Raw genomic sequence first — 19241 nt, forward strand, 5'->3', positions numbered from 1 at the left:
GCCGCCGTTGACGCGGACGCCCTCGGCGGCCTTGTTGACGGCCAGCGAGCGCGTGAAGGCGACGATGGCGCCTTTGGTCGACGAATAGTCGAGCAGATTGGCGCTGCCGCGGTAGGCCGTCACCGACGTCGTATTGATGATCGAAGCGCCCTGCTGCAGATGCGGCAGGGCCGCTTTGGCGAGATGGAACATGCCGAATACGTTGGTCTGAAAGGTGCGCACGAGCTGCTCGGCGCTGATGTCCTCGAGCTTGTCCTGCGGATGCTGCTCCGCCGCGTTGTTGACGACGATGTCGAGCCCGCCTAAGGCGGCTACGGTGTCCTGAACGACCTTGCCGCAGAATGCTTCGTCGCCGATGTCGCCGGCGATCAGCAGGCAGCGCGGCCCGTTCGGCGCACTGGCCTGTGCGCCGCTCTGCTCGACGAGTCGCTTCGTCTCGGCGGCGGCGTCGTGCTCGTCCAGGTAGACGATGGCTACGCTGGCACCTTCCTTGGCGTAGGCGATTGCTACGGCGCGGCCGATGCCGCTGTCGCCGCCGGTGATGATCGCCCTCATGCTGCCATCGTGATGCACTGGGCCCACCCTCGCGCCGCCCACACGAAGGCCCCGCCCTCACCCTCGCGCCGTCCCTTGCGCTGCCTGCGCCCCGCCCGCGCCCGCCTCCCGGCGCCATCACGCCGCCAGCACCGCCACGCAACGCAAAGCCTTGGCGGCGTTATGGGTTCAGAACATGCTCCATTCATGTGCCTGCGACAAGCGTTCGAGCAGATGGACGCCGGCCGTGCTGTTGCCTTTGCGGTTGAGGGCGGGCCCGATCACCCCGATGCCGTAGCGGCCGGGCACGAGCGCGAGGATGCCGCCGGCGACGCCGCTCTTGGCGGGGATGCCGGCCTGGATCGCGAACTCGCCGGAGGCGTTGTACATGCCGCAAGAGCTCATGAACGTCTTGGCAATCTGCACGTAGCGCCGCGGCACGAGCTGGGCGCCGCTGTCCGGGTCGATGCCGCCCGAGGCGAGCACGAGCGCCATCCGCGCCAGGTCCGCGCAGGTCGCTTCGATGGCGCAATGGCGGAAGTAGACATCCAGCAGCTCCTCGACGTCGGTGCTCGGGTCGAGCACGTCGTTGTCCATCAGGAAATACGCCAGCGAGCGATTGCGATGGGCCGTGCGTTTCTCCGAGAGATAGACGCTTTCGTTGCACGTCAGATCCGAGCCGCCTGCCAGCGTGCGAAAAAACGCGGCGATGCGCGCGCTCTTGGCCTCGGGCGTATCGCCGTGAATCAGAGCAGTGACCGCGATGGCGCCGGCGTTGATGAGCGGATTGAACGGCTTGCCGGGCTCGACGAGCTCGAGCTTCAGCATGGAATTGAAATCGTCGCCGCTCGGCTCCATGCCGACGCGGGCGAATACGCCGTCTTCGCCGTTGTCCATCAAGGCGAGCAGCAGCGTGAACACCTTGGAGATGCTCTGCATGGTGAACGAGAGCCCGCAGTCGCCGCTGCTGACCGTGCGGCCCTCCAGATCGCAGATCGTGATGCCCAGCGCTTCGGCCGGGGCGCTGGCCAGCTCGGGGATGTATCGGGGCACGGCGCCGAAGGCCGCATGCCGGCGGCTGGCCTGCACGAGCTCGTCGAGCTGTTCTTCGATGATTTGCCATTGCGATTTCATAGACATCTTCCTTCCTTGGACAGCGATATGGCCTTATTTTACGCTTTTGCGCCGCGCGCTTCCACTTCGGCAGAGGACGCGCGCAGCGAATTATGGTATGATAAAGAAACTTGCAAGAACCGGATCGGGGCTTAGGAGGAATCAATGGGAAAATTTTTGCTGTTTCCGTTGTTATGGTGGATATTCGGCAATCCGTTCATCGCGATCATCGTGCTGCTGGTCATCCTGTACATCATCGACCGCCGCTATATCGGGCTCTCGCCCAGCCTGCTGCGCCCGCTGCGGCGCCGCCGGCAGCTGGCCCGGCTGAAGCAGCAGATCCTGCTCAATGCAAGCGACGTGAGCGCGCGTCTGGACGCGGCGCGGCTGCTGATCGAGCGCAAGCGATACCGCGAGGCGCAGGTCTATATGGACGAGATCGGCGAAGCGATGGCGCATTCGGCGGAGTATTGGGACGATCTCGGGACCGTGCAGCTGCACACCGGCCGTCCGCAAGAAGGCGAGGCATCGATTCGGCGCGCGCTGGCGCTCAATCCGCGCGTCAAGTACGGTCGGCCTTACCTGAGGCTGGCGGCGCACTATGCGAAGCAGGACCCGGATCGGGCGCTGGCGGCGCTGGACGAATTCCGGGAGATCCAGTCGTCCTCGTGCGAGGCCTACTACCGGATGGGCGAGCTGTACCGGCAGCTCGGACGCCGCGAGGAGGCGGCGCGCGCCTACGACGAAGCGGTCGAGCTGTATCGCGCGCTGCCCAAGTACAAGCGGCGCCAGGAACGGAGATGGGCGCTGCGCAGCCGCTTGCGCAAGCTGGCGTGAAGCGCCCGCGAATCAACATCAGGGAGAGATGCATAGATGATCCGCTATCGCACCCTGGCTGCGCTTGGCGCGGCCGTCCTTGTGCTGCTCGGGCTCAACAATGCATGGACGTACGCGATTGCGAGCCGCGCGCTGGAGCAGGGGCGGTCGCATGAGCTAGGCGCGGTCGCCCGGCAGCTGGAGCTGTCGATCGAACAAGCGCGCCAAGGCGCCGAGAAGCATCAGGATATGATCGGCCGGCAGCTGCGCACTGCGGCGATCGCGGCGCAATATGCGCTCGATCCCGACATCGAGATGGTGACCAACGAGCAGCTCGTGGAGCTCAGCGCCAAGCTAGGCGTGCTGCATATCACGCTGCTCAAGCGGACCAAGGACGATATCGTGCTGTACCGCTCGTCCGATCCGAAGCAGCTCGGCGTCAGCACCAAATCTTGGGACCCGTGGCACGACGCATTCGTGCAATTGTTCGAACGGCGCGAGGTCACGATCGACTGGGGGCAGTCGCTGCCCAATTTTTGGACCGGCCCGTTCGAACTGGCGACCTCCGACACGAGCAAGGTGCGGAAGTGGGGCTACTACTACGACGGCTCGACCAACTACATCATCGATCCGTACGTGAGCTATGATATTCAGGCCGAGTACGAGGCGCTGACCGGCGTCGACCGCATCATCGAGCAGACGATCGCCGGGCACGAGGGGCTGCGCGAGATCGCCGTCCTCAATCCGGCCACCTTCGAGAGCGGCGAAGTGATGACGCGCACCGAAGCGGGCGAAGAGCTGGGGCATATCACGACGCAGCCTGTGATCTACGGCAGCTATACGTATACGAGCGCATTCGACGCGGAGCTGGTGCGCACGGTCTATACGGAAGGCGAGCCGGCCGAGGCGAGCATCGACGTCGGCGGCGAGAAGCTCCGCAAGACCTTCATCCCCGTCTCGATCGATCCTGTGGCCAGCATGGTTGACGCCGCGGGACAGCCGATCGACCGCTATATCCTGGCGCTTGTCACCGAGGAGGAGGCTGCCGCAGGCGGGCTCGGCGCGTGGTATGCGCTCGCCACCGCGGTGGTCGCGGCCCTTGCCGGCACCGCCGTTTATCTGGCTTTTCGCCAGCGTGCGTAACACAGCGGTACAAAAGGAAAGCCGCCGTACACCACACCAGGACAGCTTTGAAGGCTGTCCTCTTTTGCGTTCGGCCACTCCGGCCGGCTGGTGCGCTTCTCCCTTTCGGCAGCCGATTATTTGGCTTGCGGCTTCGGACTTGGCGTTCATGCCCCGGGATTGATATAATAATAAGATGCCTCAAAATGAACGGAGTGGGTCAAGGTGGATACGCCGATTCGATTGGCCGACGAGCGGTTGGTCTATTTGGAGGAGCAGATGGCCGTGCATCTGCCTCGCCATATTATATCGCGCGGATGGGAGTATTACCGGGCTCGCAAGGTGCTGACCTTCGAGGTCGTCGACGACCGCACCGTATATGGTGCGGTGGACGGCAGCAAGGTGTACGGGGTAGTGCTGGATGCGGACCATTATCCGTACAGCCGCTGCTCCTGTCCCTACGAAGGCTACTGCAAGCACATGGCGGCCGTATTTTTCGCCTATGCGGCAAATGCGGGCGAGGACGCGGAGACGATCTATCTGCGTGCGACCGGCGACGTGACGCCCGCACCGCCGGCGCCGGCCGCGAGCGATCCGAACCGTCCGGATCGGGCAGACGGACCGGAGGCGTGGCGAGCCTGGTTCGAGGCGGCCTTCGGCGCGGCCTGGAAGCAATGCCGCCAGTCGGTGCATCCGATGTCTGCGGTGCTTACGGAGCTCAAGGGCACGGCGCGGGATTGGGAGAAGCGGCGGCAGCGGCTGCACTGGCTGCATGCGATCGAATTTGTGCTCGAGCAGGTGGAATTGGCTTACGCAGCGACCGACCCGTATAGCCGTTACTATTATGAAATGTCGTTTACCCGCACGGTCGATCCCTGGATTCTGCAATTCAACGAATTGGCCGTCGAGGTTGATTCCCGGGTGCTTCCTGCGGACGACGAGGCATGGGTCGAGGCGCTGCTGGCGGCGCTGCGGCGGCGGGCGCTGCTGAGCGGTCCTTCGCTGCTGCGGTGGGATCTGCTCTATCATGTGCTGTGGGAGCGTCTGGCCGGACAGGACGAGTGGCGGATCCGCGAGCAGGCGGAGCTGGAGCGGGCAGCGGTCGGCGCGGAGCGAGGAAGCAAGGGATATACCTTCGTGCAGGCCGCTCTGGCCGCGCTCGACGTGGCCGCGCAGCGGGACGAAGCGGCGGTCGCGCGCCTGGCCGATGCCGATTTCGACCGTTGCACCGAGCTGGTTTACGGCTTTGCCGAGCAGCGGCTCGAGGTGCGGGACTGGCCGCGCTTCGGGCTGTGGATGGATTATTTGCACGAGCAGCTCGCGGCCTGCCGCAACGCGGTCATCCTGCGGCCGTATTTTCAGCTCTGCCGCAAGGCCGACCTGCGCGAGCCGGGCGAGACCGACTGGTGCGCCCGGATGGTGCATTTCCTGCCGGTTGCCTATCAGGAGCTGGCGGCGCATTGGCTGGAGACGAGACAGTATCGGGAGTGGGCTGATCTCCAGATGTACGTGGGCGTGCGGCCAGACGAGCTGGATGTGCAGGAGCTGCGGGCCGTGAGCCGAGCCGCGGGCGAGGTGCTGATCCCGCTCTATCATCAGGCGGTCGACGAGGCGATCCACGCGCGCAATCGTCAAGGCTACCGCACCGCGGCCAAGCTGCTCAAGCGTCTGGAGAAGCTGTACCGGGCGCACGGCGCGGCGGAGCGCTGGGAGCGGTATGTGGACGCGCTGGCGCAGCGCTACGCGCGGCTGCGGGCGCTGCAGGAAGAGCTGTGGAAGGGGAAGGTGCTGCAATGAAGGAAGCGGAAGCTGCCGCGGCGCAGCGGCTGGAGGGCGGCTGGCTCGCGGGCGAAGGCGTATGGCTGCATGCGCCGCAGTGGAACGGGCCGATCCAGCGGCTCAAGCATGTGCTCTTCGCTTGGCATAGCGGCTCCTGGTACGGCGCCGAGGTCGAGGAGCATGCGATCGGCGGTCAGAGCGGGCTCTTGCTGACGCCGCTGCTGGCGGCCGATTATCTGGCCGATCCGGCCTCGTCGCTGCTGCTGCGCGCCGAGTGGTCGCCGCAGCTCCGGCAGTTGTGCGAGGCGGCGCGCTTGATCCGGGAGGCGCTCGTCGCCGGCGCTTTTGCACCGAGCATGGCGGGCTGGTCGCGCCGGGCGGGCCGCTGGCAGCTGCATCTGGAGGACGCCGCCGGCGCGCGCTACCGGCAATGGCAAGCGGCGGCGGCCGAGAGCGGGCTGGAGCCGGCCTTGGCCGAGCAGTGGCTCGCGCTGGCGGTCGAGGAGGCGCTCGGACGGAGCCTCGAGGGCGAGCGCGCGCAGCGGCGCGTGGCGGCGCTGCCGGCTGCCGGCCGCGGAGCGCAGAGCTACCGCGACGAGGAGGACTGGTGGGTCGCGCTCGGCTGGAAGCGCGACGAGACGCCGTTCCGGGTCATGCTCCAGCTGCTGGAGCCGGAGGAGGCGCAGGGCTGGCGTCTGCGGGTCGTGCTGCAGGACAGAGAGGCGCCGGACCGACTGTATGCGCTGCGCGAAGCGGGCGGCAGCTGGGAGGCGGAGGAGCCGCTGCCCAAAAGCTGGACACGCGATGTCGCCGCGCGAATGGCCAAGGAAGGCCGCAAGTGGCAGCAGGCGCTGGCGAGCGAGCCGGAGCTGCTGCAAGACGACGGCCTGCCCCGCGAGCAGCTCGAGGAGCGGCAGGCGTGGACCTTCCTCGAGCGCGGCAGCCGGTTGCTGCTCGAGGCCGGCTGCTCGATCCTGCTGCCGGGTTGGTGGGAGGCGGCGCGCCGGCGCAAGCTGCGGCTCAAGGCCAAGGTCAAGTCGTCGGTCGGCTCCGCCGAAGCCCCGGTTTTCGGCCTGGATGCGATCATCCAGTTCGACTGGAAGCTGGCGATCGGCGACCTCGATCTGAGCGAGGCGCAATTCCGGGATATGGTCGAGCGCGATCAACGTCTGGCGCGCTTCGGCAATGAATGGGTCCATCTCGATCCGCGCGACCTGGAGCGGCTGCGCGAGTGGATGCAGCGCCGTCGGAGCGGGGGCGAGCTGACGCTCGGCGAGGTGATGGAGCTGCATCTGCGCGGCGCGGCGTCGCAGGAAGAAGACTTGGATCCGGATGCGCAGCAGCGCATCGCCGCCGAGGTCGAGCTCAACAGTCACCTGCGCAGTTGGCTCGACCAGTTGCAATCGTTGAATGAGCTGCCGCTCGTGGACGCGCCGCAGACGCTGCGCGGCGAGCTGCGGCCGTACCAGCTCGAGGGTGTCTCGTGGCTCGCCTTTCTGCGCCGCTTCGGCCTCGGGGGATGCCTGGCCGACGATATGGGACTGGGCAAGACGGTGCAATTCACCGCCTACCTGCTGCATGTCATCGGCCAGCGCGAGTCGGAGGAGCCCGCTTCGCCGTCGCTGCTGATCTGCCCGACCTCGGTCATCGGCAACTGGGAGAAGGAGCTGCAGCGCTTCGCCCCTACGCTGCGGGTCATGGTGCACTACGGCCCGCGGCGCACGCGCGGCGAGGACTTCGCAGAGGAGGCACGCCAGGCGGATCTGGTCATCACCTCGTACGCGCTCGCACCGCTCGACGAAGAGGAGCTCGGCGGGATGCGATGGGACGCGCTCTGCCTGGACGAGGCGCAGAACATCAAGAATGTGTACACCAAGCAGTCGGCGGCGGTGCGCAAGCTGCGCGCCCGTCACCGCATCGCGCTCACCGGGACGCCGATGGAGAATCGGCTCACCGAGCTGTGGTCGATCCACGACTTCATGAATCCGGGCTATCTGGGCTCGCTGCCCGAATTCCGGCGCGAGGTCGTGCAGCCGATCGAGCGCTTGCGCGACGACCAGACGATCGCCAGGCTGCGCAAGTGGGTCGAGCCGTTCATGCTGCGGCGCGTCAAGCAGGACCCGGCGATCCGGCTGTCGCTGCCGGATAAGCAGGAGGCCCGCGTCTATGTGTCGCTGACCGCCGAGCAAGGCTCGCTCTACGAATCGACGGTCGCGGGGCTGATGGAGCAGCTCGATACGCTGTCGCCGCTGCGGCGGCGCGGCCTGATCCTGGCCACGCTGACGCGGCTCAAGCAGCTCTGCGACCATCCGGCGCTGATGCGCAAGGAACCGGCCGGCGCGGCGTCGCAATGGTCGGAGGCGCGCTCCAACAAGCTCTCGCGGCTGCTTGAGATGGTGGAGGAGATTGCCCAGCGCGGCGAGCGCTGCCTGATCTTCACCCAGTTCGTCGGCATGGGCCGGACGCTGCAGCGCCGGCTTGCCGAGCAGCTCGGGATCCCGGTCCCTTACCTGCACGGCGGCGTGCCCAAGGCCGATCGCGATACGATGATCGAGGCGTTCCAGGATCCCGATCAGCCGGCCTGCGCGTTTGTGCTGTCGCTCAAGGCCGGCGGCACCGGGCTCAATCTGACCGCGGCCAATCATGTCTTCCACTACGACCGCTGGTGGAATCCGGCCGTGGAGAATCAGGCGACCGACCGCGCCTTCCGCATCGGCCAGACCCGCGACGTGCAGGTGCACAAGTTCGTCACCCTGGGGACGCTGGAGGAGAAGATTGACGAGATGATCGCCGGCAAGCAGTCGCTGAGCGAGCAGGTCGTCGGCCGGTCGGAGAACTGGATTACCGAGCTCTCGCGCGACGAGCTGAGCGAGCTCTTCACCCTGCGCCGCAGCTGGGCAGATCGCTAAGGCGTGTATTACAGAATAATTGGATGCGTGGATGCGATTGAAACCGATCCTATCCGTCCCTCTACCATTCGCCAACGAACCTAACGGTTGCCACAGGGCTTATGTTCGTAAAATCAATAGAAAAAGGCATAATTTGAGCAAATAAGCGCCGTGGCAACCGCTAGCCTGGGAATTGCCTGAAATGGATCGAAATAAGCGCGCTGGCAACCGTTAGTCCTTAATGATCGGTAGTCCCGTAGCGATCGGTAGCCCAGTAGTAATCTCTAGCCCACAGGATGGAAAAGGTTCAGAGGAAGGGAGAACTGACAGCCATGTCCGAGCAGGAGCAACAACCGTCAGCCGCGTCGTCAGCCCCAACGTCAGCCGCGCAGCCGCCGGGCCGCCGCCCGTTGGCGGCGGCCTCCGCATCCCGGCAATCCGGCGCTGGTGCACTCCGGCAATCCGGGGCAGGAGCGTCCCGCGAGACGCACGGCCGGACGGATGCCGAGCGGCAGGCGGACGCGTCCCGACAGACGCATGTGGAGACGCATCCCGAGCCGCAGGCGGGCGCGCCGGCAGATCAGGCGCCGGCGGAGGGCGCCTCGGCCCCGGAGTGGGAGGCGCTGTACCGCGCGGTGCGCGAGGCGGTGCTGGAGCTGCGCCCGGGGCCTGGTACCCCGGGCGAATGACGCGCGGGGGCCAGGCAAGACAGAAGGCCAGGTGAACAGGCCGGCGTGTCCGAAAATGCGGTCGAGCATAAGCAAACGCGCTTCGGACCCCGCGGCCCTCGACACCGCGCCGGCACGCCCGGTCAGCGCACGAAGCTGGCGTAGGTCAGATCGTGCAGGATATAAGCGAGGAAGAAGATGACGCAAGGCTGCTCGAAGCGGCGCTGGATCATCGTCAGCTGCTCGTAGTACGTCTTGGCATAGTGCGGGTTGTTGCGCATTTCCAGGTTGGCCTTGATCAGCGCGTCCAGCTTGTCCGTGACGTCGACGAGGTCGCCCTCGTACGTGCCGTCCTTGGCGACCATATAGCCTTCCATGTCCGTGCGCAGCGCCTCCGGGAGCCGGTGGACGATGCGCAGGGCGAGCTCATGCTCGTACGCTTCGAACGCCTGCTTGACCGCGGGCTGCGAGTGCTTGAAGGTGCCCTTCACGTCCCCGCTCAGCGACTCGCTGACGTCGTGCAGGATCGCCTTGCTCAGCAGGCGATCGACGTCGAGCCCTTCGCGGCCGAAGCGCTCGCGCTCGAGCAGGCCGTTGAACAGCGCCAGCGCCGCCACGCGGAACGAATGGGTGGCGTCGTTGTCGGGGACGAGGTTGAAATTGCCGTTCCAGCGCTCGATGTTGTCCAGATTGAGCAGATGGCCGCAAAATTCGAACACGCCCTCGCGCTTGTCGTATTCCTCGGCCAGCCAGGCGATCGCCGGCAGCGGGCAGCCGCGCATCTCCTCGCGCAGCTGCTCGTAGCGGCGATGAAAATAGGGATTCGTGTCGTGCATCGACTCGCGGTGACAGAACATCATCGCGTCGAACGAATCGATCGCGTCCACCAGCCGTCCGGTCGGGGAAGCGTCCTCGGCCTGCTCGATGTAGACGCGAAAAAACGGCCTTACCGAATTCGACAAATAGGTGACCAGACGCGTATTGACGTCGCGCTCGAAGGCGCGGATATGATCGCTCACGCGCGCGTCTTTTTTGGTGACGTGCTTGATCGAGCCGGTCTCGGTCTCGTTGAGATCGTGCAGCAGCGCCTTGGCGGTCAGCTCGAGCCGGTCGAGCGGCTGCTGCAGCACCCGCTCGTGGATGAGGCCGACGAGCACGGCCAGCGCGGCGCACCGGAAGCTGTGGCTGGCGGCGCTGTCGCGATAGCGCGGCGCGTGCTCGCTCCAGCGCGGCACGTATTGCATCTGGATGATCGTTTTGGTGAATTGTCCGTTGTTCATGTCCGCAATCTCCTCCTTACGCCGCGCGCATGCAGGTGCGCAGGACGGGTTCTATGCTATTATATAGGCAATGCGATTCATAATAAAATCATAGCAGAGAGGAAGCATAACGCGATGCAGCAATTCGAAGAAAGTGTATACCGGTTAATCGTCGAAACGTCGACCAATCTGCCCGGCGACGTCCGTCAGACCATCAAGGCGGCGCGGGCCTCGGAGGATGCGGCGACGCGCGCCGGCCTGTCGCTGTCGACCATCGGGCGCAACATCGAGATGGCGGAGTGCAACGTCTCGCCGATCTGTCAGGATACGGGCATGCCGACCTTCGTCGTGCATACGCCGGTCGGCGCCAACCAGCTCATCATGAAAGACCAGATACGTGCCGCAATCGCGCGGGCCACCAAGGACGGCAAGCTGCGCACCAATTCGGTCGATTCGCTCACCGGCGCCAACAGCGGCGACAATCTCGGTCCCGGCACGCCGGTCATCCACTTCGAGCAATGGGACAAGCCGGACATCGACATCCGGCTCATCCTCAAGGGCGGCGGCTGCGAGAACAAAAACATTCAATACAGCCTGCCGGCCGAGCTGGAAGGACTGGGCAAGGCCGGACGCGACCTCGACGGCATCCGAAAATGCATCCTCCATGCGGTCTATCAGGCGCAGGGGCAGGGCTGCAGCGCCGGCTTCATCGGCGTCGGCATCGGCGGCGACCGCACGACCGGCTATGAGCTCGCCAAGCAGCAGCTCTTCCGCCGCGTCGACGACGTCAATCCGCACGAGGACTTGCGCAAGCTGGAGGACTACGTCATGGACAAGGCGAACCGGCTCGGCATCGGCACGATGGGCTTCGGCGGCGAGGTGACGCTGCTCGGCTGCAAGATCGGCGTCATGAACCGGCTGCCGGCGAGCTTTTTCGTCTCGGTCGCCTACAATTGCTGGGCGTATCGCCGCCAGGGCGTGCTGCTGAACGCGCAGACGGGCGATCTGAAGGCGTGGCTCTATCCCGAGGGCACCGAGGTGTCGATGGCCGAGGAGCAGGGCGCGGCCGCCGCTGCCGATGCGCAGCAGAGCGAGCGCCGCGAGGTGCGGCTGACGATGCCGCTGACCGAGGAGCAGGTGCGCGACCTGCGCGTCGGCGACATCGTCATCCTGAGCGGGGAGATGCATACCGGCCGCGACGCCTTGCACAAGCATCTGATGGACCACGATTCGCCTGTTGACCTGAATGGCGCGGTCATCTATCACTGCGGCCCGGTCATGATGAAGGACGGCGACACCTGGCAGGTGAAGGCGGCGGGTCCGACGACGAGCATCCGCGAGGAGCCGTATCAAGGCGATATTCTCAAGAAATTCGGCATTCGCGCCGTCATCGGCAAGGGCGGCATGGGCGCCAAGACGCTGGCCGCGCTGCAGGAGCACGGCGCCGTCTACCTCAACGCCATCGGCGGAGCGGCGCAGTATTACGCAGAGTGCTTCACCCATGTCAACAGCGTCGATTTTATGGAATTCGGCATTCCCGAAGCGATGTGGCATCTGCAGACCCGGGACTTCGCGGCCATCGTGACGATGGATGCGCACGGCAACAGCCTGCATGCCGAGGTGGAGCGCGATTCCAAGGCGAAGCTGGCGCAATTCAAGGACCCGGTCTTCGCGTAGCATGCGCGAGCTGGGACTGGCCTTCAACCGGCGCTTCGAGCAGTGGATGTTCCTGATCATCCCCGCCGTGCTCGTGCTCGGCTTCGTGCTGCACCGGCCGCTCGTGCGGCTCGTAGATGCGGTGCCGTACCTGTTCGCCTTCGTCACTCTGACGATGGCGCTCGACTGCGGACTCAAGCAGCTCCGCCAGGTCGTAGCCCGTCCGCTGCCGATGCTGTGGACGCTGGTGCTCGCCCATATCGTCCTGCCGCTGGCGGCCTACGGCCTCGGCGCCGCCATCTTCGGCGCCGATTCGCCGTATGTCGTCGGCTTCGTTCTGTTCACGATCATCCCGCTCGGCGTCTCCTCCGTCATCTGGGTCGGGCTCTCCGGGGGCAGCGTGCCGCTCATGCTGGCGCTCGTCGTGCTGGACTCGGCGCTCAGTCCGCTCGTGGTGCCGGCCGGCATCCATCTGCTGTTCGGCACCGGGGTGGAGGTCGACACGTCGCGCATCATGTCCGATCTGGTGCTGATCGTCGTCGCTCCGACCGCGCTCGGTGTTCTTCTCCATCAGGCGAGCCGCGGCCGCATCGCCGGCGCGGTCAAGCCGGTGGCGGCGCCGATCTCCAAGCTGTGCTTCGCCTCGGTCGTAGCGCTCAATGCGGCGGCGATTGCGCCGTATGTGGAGGAGCTGCGCAGCGACATGCTGCGGCTCGTGCCGGTCGTGCTCGTGCTGGTCGGGCTCTGCTACGCGGTCGGGATGGCGGGGGTGTGGCGCTCGAGGAGCCGCGAGCTGACCGTGACGATCTCGTACGCGGCCGGCATGCGCAACATCTCGCTCGGCATCGTGCTGGCGCTTGGCTATTTCAGTCCGCTCACCGCCGTGCCGGTCGTGCTCGGCATTTTGATCCAGCAGCCGGCGGCGACGCTGCATCATTACATTTTACGAAAACTTAACATTTCGAGGTCTGGCAAAATGACATCGGGGCAGGTACGATAACCTTATGAACAGCTTCCGTGTACGCTTGACGCTAATTTTTGTCGGGTTGATCGGCTTGTCGGTGCTGACGGCCGGTCTGTTTATGGCCAAGACGTTTCGCGATAATCATCTGGATGCGCTGCAGGACAGCATGGTGCGCGAGATGAACATTATCCTGTCGACGATCCAGTGGCGCACCGGTCAGCCGGAGCAATTGTTCGATTATTATACCGAGCGGGCAGACCGGCTCCGGGCGATCACCGGCGAGCGCGTGACGTTCGTGCGCGGCGACGGCGTCGTGCTCGGGGATTCGGACCATGCCCCCGAGACGATGGAGAATCACGCGCTGCGCGAGGAGATCGTCGAAGCCAAGCGGTCGGGGATCGGCCGGGCGATCCGGCGCAGCGAGACGACGAGCGAGAACTTGATGTACGTCGCGATCCCGCTCGACCCCGCCAGCGCCGATTCGGCCGTGCTGCGGGTGGCGATGAGCCTCAGCGAGGTCGATGCGAGCATTCGCCGACTGTGGGCGGTGCTGATCGGCGGACTGCTCGTGCTGTTCGCGGTGGCGGCGCTCGTCAGCTATCAGATCGCGCGCGGCCTGACGCGACCGCTGGAGCAGATCTCGCGCGTGGCCAAGCGGATCAAAAACATGGACTACCAGGCGCGGGTCCCGGTCATCAAGTCGGACGAGGTCGGCGAGCTCGGCCAATCGATCAATGCGATGGCGGACAGTCTGCAGCAGCAGATGCAGCGCATCCGGCAGAACGAGAATCAACTGGAGAGCGTGCTGGACAACATGATCAACGGCATCGTCATGATCGACCGCAGCGGCGTCGTCGTGCTCATGAACCGCCGCGCCGAAGAGGTGCTCGGCATCGCCGCGCGCGAGCTGGAGGGCCGCCACTACGGCGAGGCCAAGCAGCAGTACGAGCTGGCGCAGCTGATCGAGGAAGGGCTCGCCTCGCGGGAGCACATCCGCGACGAGATGACACTCTATTATCCGGAGGAGCGCCTGCTGGAGCTCAACCTGGTGCCGATCTTCCACGGCAAGGACGACTTCGGCGGCGTGCTGCTCGTGCTGCAGGACGTGTCGGCGATCCGCCGCCTGGAGCGGATGCGCAGCGAGTTCGTCGCCAATGTGTCGCATGAGCTGAAGACGCCGGTCGCGGCGGTCAAGGGCTTCGCCGAGACGCTGCTGGGCGGAGCGGTCGACGATCCCGAGCACGCGCGCGCCTTCCTGCAGATCATCTACGACGAGAGCGACCGTCTCAATCGCCTCATCGGCGATATTCTCGAGCTGTCCAAGGTCGAGTCGCGGCGCGTGCCGCTGCAGTTCTCGCCGATCGAGCTGTCGACGTTCGTCGCGCGCACGGTGGAGCTGGTGGCACCCGAGGCCGCGCGCAAGGGCATCGCGCTCTCGGTGGAGGCCTCGCCGGGGCTCTACGTCGAAGCGGACGAGGATCGGCTGCGGCAGATTCTGATGAACTTGCTAACCAACGGCATCAATTACACGCCCGAGGGCGGCAAGGTGTCGATTACGGCGGAGCCGCTCTGGACCGGCGGTCGCGCGGCAGAGGAAGGCGACGACTACGAGCAGATCCGCATCCGCATCACCGATACCGGGATCGGCATACCGAAGAAGGACCTGCCGCGCATCTTCGAGCGCTTCTACCGCGTCGACAAGGCGCGCTCGCGCAGCTCCGGCGGGACGGGTCTGGGCCTGTCGATCGTCAAGCATCTCGTCGAGCTGCACAAGGGCACGATCGCGGTCGAGAGCGAGGTCGGGGTCGGCTCGACCTTCATCCTCGAGCTGCCGGTGCTGCACTAGCCGCGCGGCAGCGACGCATTGGCTGGAGGATGGCGCTTCGTGGTACAATAGGGGGAGCGCACAGGAGTCGTAATCACGCGATCCAGCAAGAATCGCGAGTCTGGGGGTTCACATGTCGCAAAAGGTGCTCGTCATAGAGGATGAACCGACGCTGGCTCGCCTGCTGTCGTACAATCTGACGCAGGAAGGGTACGAGGTCAAGGTCGTCGACCACGGGGCCGAGGGCTTGCAGACGGCGCTGGGACAAGCATTCGAACTGATCGTGCTCGATATTATGCTGCCCGGTATGAACGGATTTGAAATTCTGACGAAGCTGCGCCAGAGCGGCGTCCGCACGCCGGTCATCATCTTGACCGCGCGCAATGCGGAGGAGGAGGTCGTCCAGGGACTCAAGCACGGCGCGGACGACTATATCACCAAGCCGTTCGGCGTGGCCGAGCTGCTGGCCCGGGTCTCTGCAGTGCTGCGGCGCTCGCAGTCGGAGGAGGCGCGCGAGGCGGACCAGCCGGATAAGGTCATCACCGCCGGGGTGCTCTCGATCTATCCGGAGAAGTACGAGGTCGTGCTGGCCGGCGAGACCGTGCCGCTGCGTCCCAAGGAATTCGAGGTGCTGCTCTACCTCGTGCAGCGTCCGGGCGTCGTCATCACGCGCGACGATCTGATGAACGTCGTCTGGGGCTTCGATTACATCGGCGGTCAACGTACCGTCGATGTGCACGTCAGCTCGCTGCGCAAAAAACTCGAGCTCGGTCAGCAATCGGTGCAGATCGAATCGATCCGCGGCGTCGGCTACAAGCTGGTCATGCCTAAAAGACTCGGTTCCCAGCTTTAAGGGATCCGAGTTTTTTTAATTACCGCTCGCCTGAGCAGATCCAGGACACGGACCGGCGGCCGGCGCAGGTCGAAATACTGCAAACGACCCGCGCACTCGACACCCGGCTCCGAAATGCCGCGCCTCTCGAGCATTCGGTTCGCGCGCTCCGGCGTGCCTCCCGATTGCGGCGCAAGAAGACGATCCGCGGGGTTTCGTCATCTGCAACGGACAGAAATGTCCGTAAGGTGCGGGGAAAACGGGTCGATCGTGTGACGGCCGCCGAAGGACGATCCGAGTCGGGCTCGTCTTGGTGCGGGCCAGCGTCGGCAACGGCCGGGCCTAAGCCCGCACCCGCGTCAGCCGCAGCGCGATATACTCGCGTCCCGGCAGGTCCACGCGGACCGAGCCATGGAGCAGGCCTTCTACCGGACGGATCGTCATCGCCCACGTATCAATCACTTCGGCTTTGAAATAGACGCCCTCCGGCAGCTCCAGGACGCGGTACGCCGGCCGGTGAATGCCGAAATACTGCAAATAATAAACGCCCTCGACACCTAGCGTCGGCACATCGTTCACCTCGGGAATGCGTCTCGCGCTCTCAGGCGCCTCCTCCAGAATGCGACGCAGGAAGGCGATGCGCGCCGGACTCTCTCCGTGCAGTACCCCGCCCTTGGCCCACCAGATCACGTCGTGCTCGTGCACGAACGTCTCGCCATGCGTGCAGTAGCCGCCGCGGGCCACCACATCCCAAAAACGGCGAGTCATCTCTTGCCCTGTAATATTGCCCCAGCGCTGCGGCAGGTTCCCCTCGTAGCAGCATTCGTCGACGACGATCGGCTTGCCGTAGGCGGTGTGCCAGATCGGCGGCAGCGTCACGTCCCAATGCTGTGCGCTCATATGCGTAATGGCGGGATGATTGTGGTCGAACAGCTTGACGCTGGCATGATCGTACATCTTGGTGCCGTTGTGTATGGAGCGCAGCCGACCGTACGGATCGGACGCGGCGGTTATTTCGAGCAAGCGCTCCCAATCTTGAATGGATTTCCCCTTGACGAAGTCGTATTCGTTGGCGAGCGCCCACCACACGTTGCGGAAGGCGGCGAGCCTGGCGATCACATAGCGCAGATAGCGGGCATCCGTCTCGGCGCCGAGTGCGTCGAAGCCCCAGCGCCCCTTGTCGTAGGGATGAAAAAGAATGAGGTCTGCTTCAATGCCGAGCGCCTCCAGGTCGGCAACGCGCCTCTCGAGCTTGGCAAAAAAGCGCGGGTCAAAGCGCTCGAGATCGAAGCCGCCGCCTTGGCGGGCAGCAAACGGAAAGTGGTCCGGATCGGCGGAATTAAAGGCGTAATGCTTCGGGAACACGCACATGCGCACTTTGTTGAACGGCGACTGCGCCAGCGTCTCCAGCGTCTGTGTCTGCAGCGCTTCGTCGACATGGATCCAGGCATAGCAGGTCGTCCCGAACGGATAGTACGGCGTGCCGTCGGCATAGGCGAACTGCGCGGCGCAGCTGACGCCGACCGGACCGCGATTGCCGCCGGTCGGCGGCAAGCAATTGAAATATCCAGTAGCGCTCAGCTCGGGGACGCTGCCGCTTATCGTATACGACCATTCGCCCTCTCGGTCCGGCATGAAGCGGACCCGGTATATGCCGTCCCCGTCATAAAAACCGGGCGCCTTGACGACATGCTCGCCGCAGCGAAATTCGCCTTGCAGCGACTGATCTACATAAGGATTACCGCCAGTTGGTCCGCTGAGCGCAAGCTCAAAGCGTCCCCATCGCTCCACATTTTGAAGATTGACCATAAGAAAATGTCCTCCTAACTAAAAAAAAGTAAAAAAATTGTGATAGAGAACTAAATTACAAACATTTTTTACTTTAATTAAATATAAATTTAGTTGAAACGCTCTCATTAGTCAATGCTGTTCGCAATGGATAAGAAGCACGGGATTCAAAAATTGGGGAAGCGACAAGCGTTGCGGCTGGCGACGGGGGCTTGCTATAATCGGCTTGAGCCGATCTGCGGCAAGCAACGGAAGGAAGTGAGCGGATGCAGCGTATTCTGCTGTGCGAGGACGATCCCAAGCTCGCGGCGCTGCTGTGCGCCTGGATCGAAAAATACGGCTATGAAGCAACGGCGGTGACGGATTTCGACGATGTGACGGGCGCCTTCCGAATGCATCGCCCGCATCTGGTGCTGCTCGACGTCAATCTACCGCGCTTCGACGGCTTCTATTGGTGCCGCCAGCTGCGGACGATGACGACCTGCCCGATCCTGTTCATCTCGGCCCGAGCCGGCGAGATGGATCAGGTCATGGCGCTGGAATACGGCGGCGACGATTACATCACCAAGCCATTCCATTACGAGGTGGTCATGGCCAAGATTCGCAGCCATCTGCGGCGTGTCTACGGCGAGTATGCGGCCGACAAGACGGAGCGCGTCGTGCGGCTGGACGAGCTGGCCCTCTACCCGGAGCGCATGGAGCTGCAGCTGGCTGGCCAAGCAGCTGCGCTGACGAAGAAGGAGGCCGAGCTGCTGGAGCTGCTGGTGACGCAGTCGCCGCGCGTCGTCTCGCGCGATACGCTGCTGGAGCGGCTGTGGGACGACCAGCACTTCGTCGATGAAAATACGCTCAATGTGAATATCGCGCGCGTGCGCAAAAAGCTCCAGGAGCTGGGCGCGGACAATGCGATCGAGACGGTGCGGGGCGCCGGGTACCGTCTGCTGGCGACCTGGTCCGCCAAGGAGGCGCCGTGAAGCTGTTTTGGCGCGAGCATCTGCCCTTGATTGGCTTGCAACTGCTCACGCTCGCGACGCTGGTGCTGATTTTTTGGCTGGACGGCTACCGCAATGCGATGACTGTGCTGTACGCGGTTTTTTTGGGACTGGTACTGCTCTCCGGCTATTTGACATACCGCTATATCACGCGGCGCGCGCTGTACCGCAGGCTGAGCGAGCCGCTGCCGACGCTGGACGCCTCCGTGCTGACGCACGGCCGCGCCCCGCTGGCCGAAGCGATGGATCGGCTGCTGCGCACGCAGTACGATCATTACCAGGAGCGGCTGATCCGCTGGGAGAAGCGCCAGCAGGAGCATCTGACCTTCATGAATCAGTGGGTGCATCAGATGAAGACGCCGCTCTCGGTCATTCATCTGACCGTGCAAGAGCACGAGGGGGACGGCTATGCCAGCATCGCCGAGGAGGCGGAGCGGATCGAGCGGGGGCTGGAGACCGTCCTCTATGCCGCTCGGCTGGAGGCGTTCGAGCAGGACTTTCAGGTCGAGTCGCTGCCGCTGCGCACGATTGTCGAGCGCGCCATCCACGAGCATAAGCGGCTGTTCATTCGCAGCCGGGTCTATCCCGAGGTGCAGGTGCCCGGGGAGGTGCGCGTCGAGACCGACGCGAAGTGGCTGCTGTTCGTGCTGGGCCAGCTGACGAGCAACGCCGTCAAGTATTCCGCGGGCACCGAGACCCGGGTGGTGTATGCCGCAGCGCGAGAGCCCGACGCGATCGTACTCGAGGTGCGCGACCGCGGCGTGGGCATCCCCCAGCGCGACCTGCGACGCGTGCTTCAGCCCTTTTATACAGGGGACAACGGGCGCACGCATCGCGAATCGACGGGAATGGGCCTGTATCTGGCGGCGCAGATCTGCGAGCGTCTGGGCCACCGCATCGAGCTGCGCTCCGAGGTCGGCGTCGGCACGACCGTGCGGCTCCATTTTTTGTCCTCGGCGAACCTTACAGCGATGTAAGGCGTGTGAAAGGCAGCGCGATAGAAGC

14 protein-coding genes and 1 pseudogene are annotated in these 19241 nt (G+C 64.6%); 11 read left to right on the forward strand and 4 right to left on the reverse strand.

Translation table 11 applies throughout. The annotated features are described in order from the left end of the window. Positions 1 to 6: 6 nt before the first annotated feature. Positions 7 to 549, reverse strand: a pseudogene (locus tag IDH44_RS14765) (SDR family NAD(P)-dependent oxidoreductase); the annotation flags it as partial. Between the two features lie 174 nt (positions 550 to 723). Beyond that, positions 724 to 1674 (reverse strand): glutaminase A, encoded by a 951-nt coding sequence (gene glsA, locus IDH44_RS14770; RefSeq protein ID WP_190918907.1) that lies wholly within the window; start codon positions 1672 to 1674, stop codon positions 724 to 726. Between the two features lie 138 nt (positions 1675 to 1812). Between glsA and IDH44_RS14775 the strand changes: the two genes are divergently transcribed. The 5 genes from IDH44_RS14775 (at position 1813) to IDH44_RS14795 (ending at position 8941) form a co-directional block, all read left to right on the forward strand. Next, the gene (locus IDH44_RS14775) at positions 1813 to 2484 is read left to right on the forward strand and encodes a tetratricopeptide repeat protein (protein WP_190918909.1); all 672 of its coding nucleotides are present in this window, start codon (positions 1813 to 1815) and stop codon (positions 2482 to 2484) included. 36 nt (positions 2485 to 2520) lie between these two features. Then, positions 2521 to 3606, forward strand: a complete 1086-nt coding sequence (locus IDH44_RS14780) for a hypothetical protein (protein ID WP_190918911.1) — start codon at positions 2521 to 2523, stop codon at positions 3604 to 3606. A 204-nt stretch (positions 3607 to 3810) separates the two neighbouring features. Beyond that, on the forward strand, positions 3811 to 5382 hold the full coding sequence (locus IDH44_RS14785) for an SWIM zinc finger family protein (protein WP_190918913.1): 1572 nt from the start codon (positions 3811 to 3813) through the stop codon (positions 5380 to 5382). Beyond that, positions 5379 to 8273, forward strand: a complete 2895-nt coding sequence (locus IDH44_RS14790; protein ID WP_190918915.1) for a DEAD/DEAH box helicase — start codon at positions 5379 to 5381, stop codon at positions 8271 to 8273. Before IDH44_RS14785 ends, IDH44_RS14790 begins: the two co-directional genes overlap by 4 nt. Positions 8274 to 8584: 311 nt before the next feature. Then, positions 8585 to 8941 (forward strand): hypothetical protein, encoded by a 357-nt coding sequence (locus tag IDH44_RS14795; RefSeq protein ID WP_190918917.1) that lies wholly within the window; start codon positions 8585 to 8587, stop codon positions 8939 to 8941. A gap of 122 nt (positions 8942 to 9063) precedes the next feature. Here IDH44_RS14795 and IDH44_RS14800 read toward each other — a convergent pair whose 3' ends face one another. Next, the gene (locus IDH44_RS14800; RefSeq protein WP_190918919.1) at positions 9064 to 10200 is read right to left on the reverse strand and encodes a YfbR-like 5'-deoxynucleotidase; all 1137 of its coding nucleotides are present in this window, start codon (positions 10198 to 10200) and stop codon (positions 9064 to 9066) included. A 114-nt stretch (positions 10201 to 10314) separates the two neighbouring features. Here IDH44_RS14800 and IDH44_RS14805 point away from each other — a divergent pair, with 114 nt between their 5' ends. The 4 genes from IDH44_RS14805 (at position 10315) to IDH44_RS14820 (ending at position 15477) form a co-directional block, all read left to right on the forward strand. Next, the gene (locus tag IDH44_RS14805) at positions 10315 to 11856 is read left to right on the forward strand and encodes a FumA C-terminus/TtdB family hydratase beta subunit (protein ID WP_190918922.1); all 1542 of its coding nucleotides are present in this window, start codon (positions 10315 to 10317) and stop codon (positions 11854 to 11856) included. Between the two features lies 1 nt (position 11857). After that, positions 11858 to 12835, forward strand: coding sequence for a bile acid:sodium symporter family protein (locus IDH44_RS14810; RefSeq protein WP_190918924.1), 978 nt, complete (start codon positions 11858 to 11860; stop codon positions 12833 to 12835). Between the two features lie 4 nt (positions 12836 to 12839). Further along, positions 12840 to 14645, forward strand: coding sequence for a two-component system histidine kinase PnpS (pnpS, locus tag IDH44_RS14815; RefSeq protein WP_190918926.1), 1806 nt, complete (start codon positions 12840 to 12842; stop codon positions 14643 to 14645). 112 nt (positions 14646 to 14757) lie between these two features. Further along, on the forward strand, positions 14758 to 15477 hold the full coding sequence (locus IDH44_RS14820) for a response regulator transcription factor (protein WP_190918927.1): 720 nt from the start codon (positions 14758 to 14760) through the stop codon (positions 15475 to 15477). Positions 15478 to 15798: 321 nt separating this feature from the next. Here IDH44_RS14820 and IDH44_RS14825 read toward each other — a convergent pair whose 3' ends face one another. After that, positions 15799 to 17265: a DUF5605 domain-containing protein gene (locus tag IDH44_RS14825; RefSeq protein ID WP_190918930.1), complete on the reverse strand. Its 1467-nt coding sequence runs from the start codon at positions 17263 to 17265 to the stop codon at positions 15799 to 15801. Positions 17266 to 17510: 245 nt separating this feature from the next. On the opposite strand from IDH44_RS14825, the gene IDH44_RS14830 reads away from it, so the two are divergent. Together IDH44_RS14830 and IDH44_RS14835 are read left to right on the forward strand one after the other, a co-directional pair. After that, positions 17511 to 18218 (forward strand): response regulator transcription factor, encoded by a 708-nt coding sequence (locus tag IDH44_RS14830; RefSeq protein ID WP_190918932.1) that lies wholly within the window; start codon positions 17511 to 17513, stop codon positions 18216 to 18218. Next, positions 18215 to 19213, forward strand: a complete 999-nt coding sequence (locus IDH44_RS14835) for a sensor histidine kinase (protein ID WP_190918934.1) — start codon at positions 18215 to 18217, stop codon at positions 19211 to 19213. The genes IDH44_RS14830 and IDH44_RS14835 overlap by 4 nt, the downstream gene beginning before the upstream one ends. Positions 19214 to 19241 lie beyond the last annotated feature (28 nt).

The organism is Paenibacillus sabuli, from assembly GCF_014705605.1.
Taxonomy (GTDB): Bacteria; Bacillota; Bacilli; order Paenibacillales; family Paenibacillaceae; genus Paenibacillus_D; species Paenibacillus_D sabuli.

What these genes read in the sequence shown, in the direction of transcription:
- IDH44_RS14795 (WP_190918917.1), top strand. Translation starts at nt 8,585, where the DNA reads ATGTCCGAGCAGGAGCAACAACCGTCAGCCGCGTCGTCAGCCCCAACG.
- IDH44_RS14775 (WP_190918909.1), top strand. Translation starts at nt 1,813, where the DNA reads ATGGGAAAATTTTTGCTGTTTCCGTTGTTATGGTGGATATTCGGCAAT.
- IDH44_RS14805 (WP_190918922.1), top strand. Translation starts at nt 10,315, where the DNA reads ATGCAGCAATTCGAAGAAAGTGTATACCGGTTAATCGTCGAAACGTCG.
- pnpS (WP_190918926.1), top strand. Translation starts at nt 12,840, where the DNA reads ATGAACAGCTTCCGTGTACGCTTGACGCTAATTTTTGTCGGGTTGATC.
- IDH44_RS14830 (WP_190918932.1), top strand. Translation starts at nt 17,511, where the DNA reads ATGCAGCGTATTCTGCTGTGCGAGGACGATCCCAAGCTCGCGGCGCTG.
- IDH44_RS14825 (WP_190918930.1), bottom strand. Translation starts at nt 17,265, where the DNA reads ATGGTCAATCTTCAAAATGTGGAGCGATGGGGACGCTTTGAGCTTGCG.
- IDH44_RS14810 (WP_190918924.1), top strand. Translation starts at nt 11,858, where the DNA reads ATGCGCGAGCTGGGACTGGCCTTCAACCGGCGCTTCGAGCAGTGGATG.
- IDH44_RS14800 (WP_190918919.1), bottom strand. Translation starts at nt 10,200, where the DNA reads ATGAACAACGGACAATTCACCAAAACGATCATCCAGATGCAATACGTG.
- IDH44_RS14790 (WP_190918915.1), top strand. Translation starts at nt 5,379, where the DNA reads ATGAAGGAAGCGGAAGCTGCCGCGGCGCAGCGGCTGGAGGGCGGCTGG.
- glsA (WP_190918907.1), bottom strand. Translation starts at nt 1,674, where the DNA reads ATGTCTATGAAATCGCAATGGCAAATCATCGAAGAACAGCTCGACGAG.
- IDH44_RS14780 (WP_190918911.1), top strand. Translation starts at nt 2,521, where the DNA reads ATGATCCGCTATCGCACCCTGGCTGCGCTTGGCGCGGCCGTCCTTGTG.
- IDH44_RS14820 (WP_190918927.1), top strand. Translation starts at nt 14,758, where the DNA reads ATGTCGCAAAAGGTGCTCGTCATAGAGGATGAACCGACGCTGGCTCGC.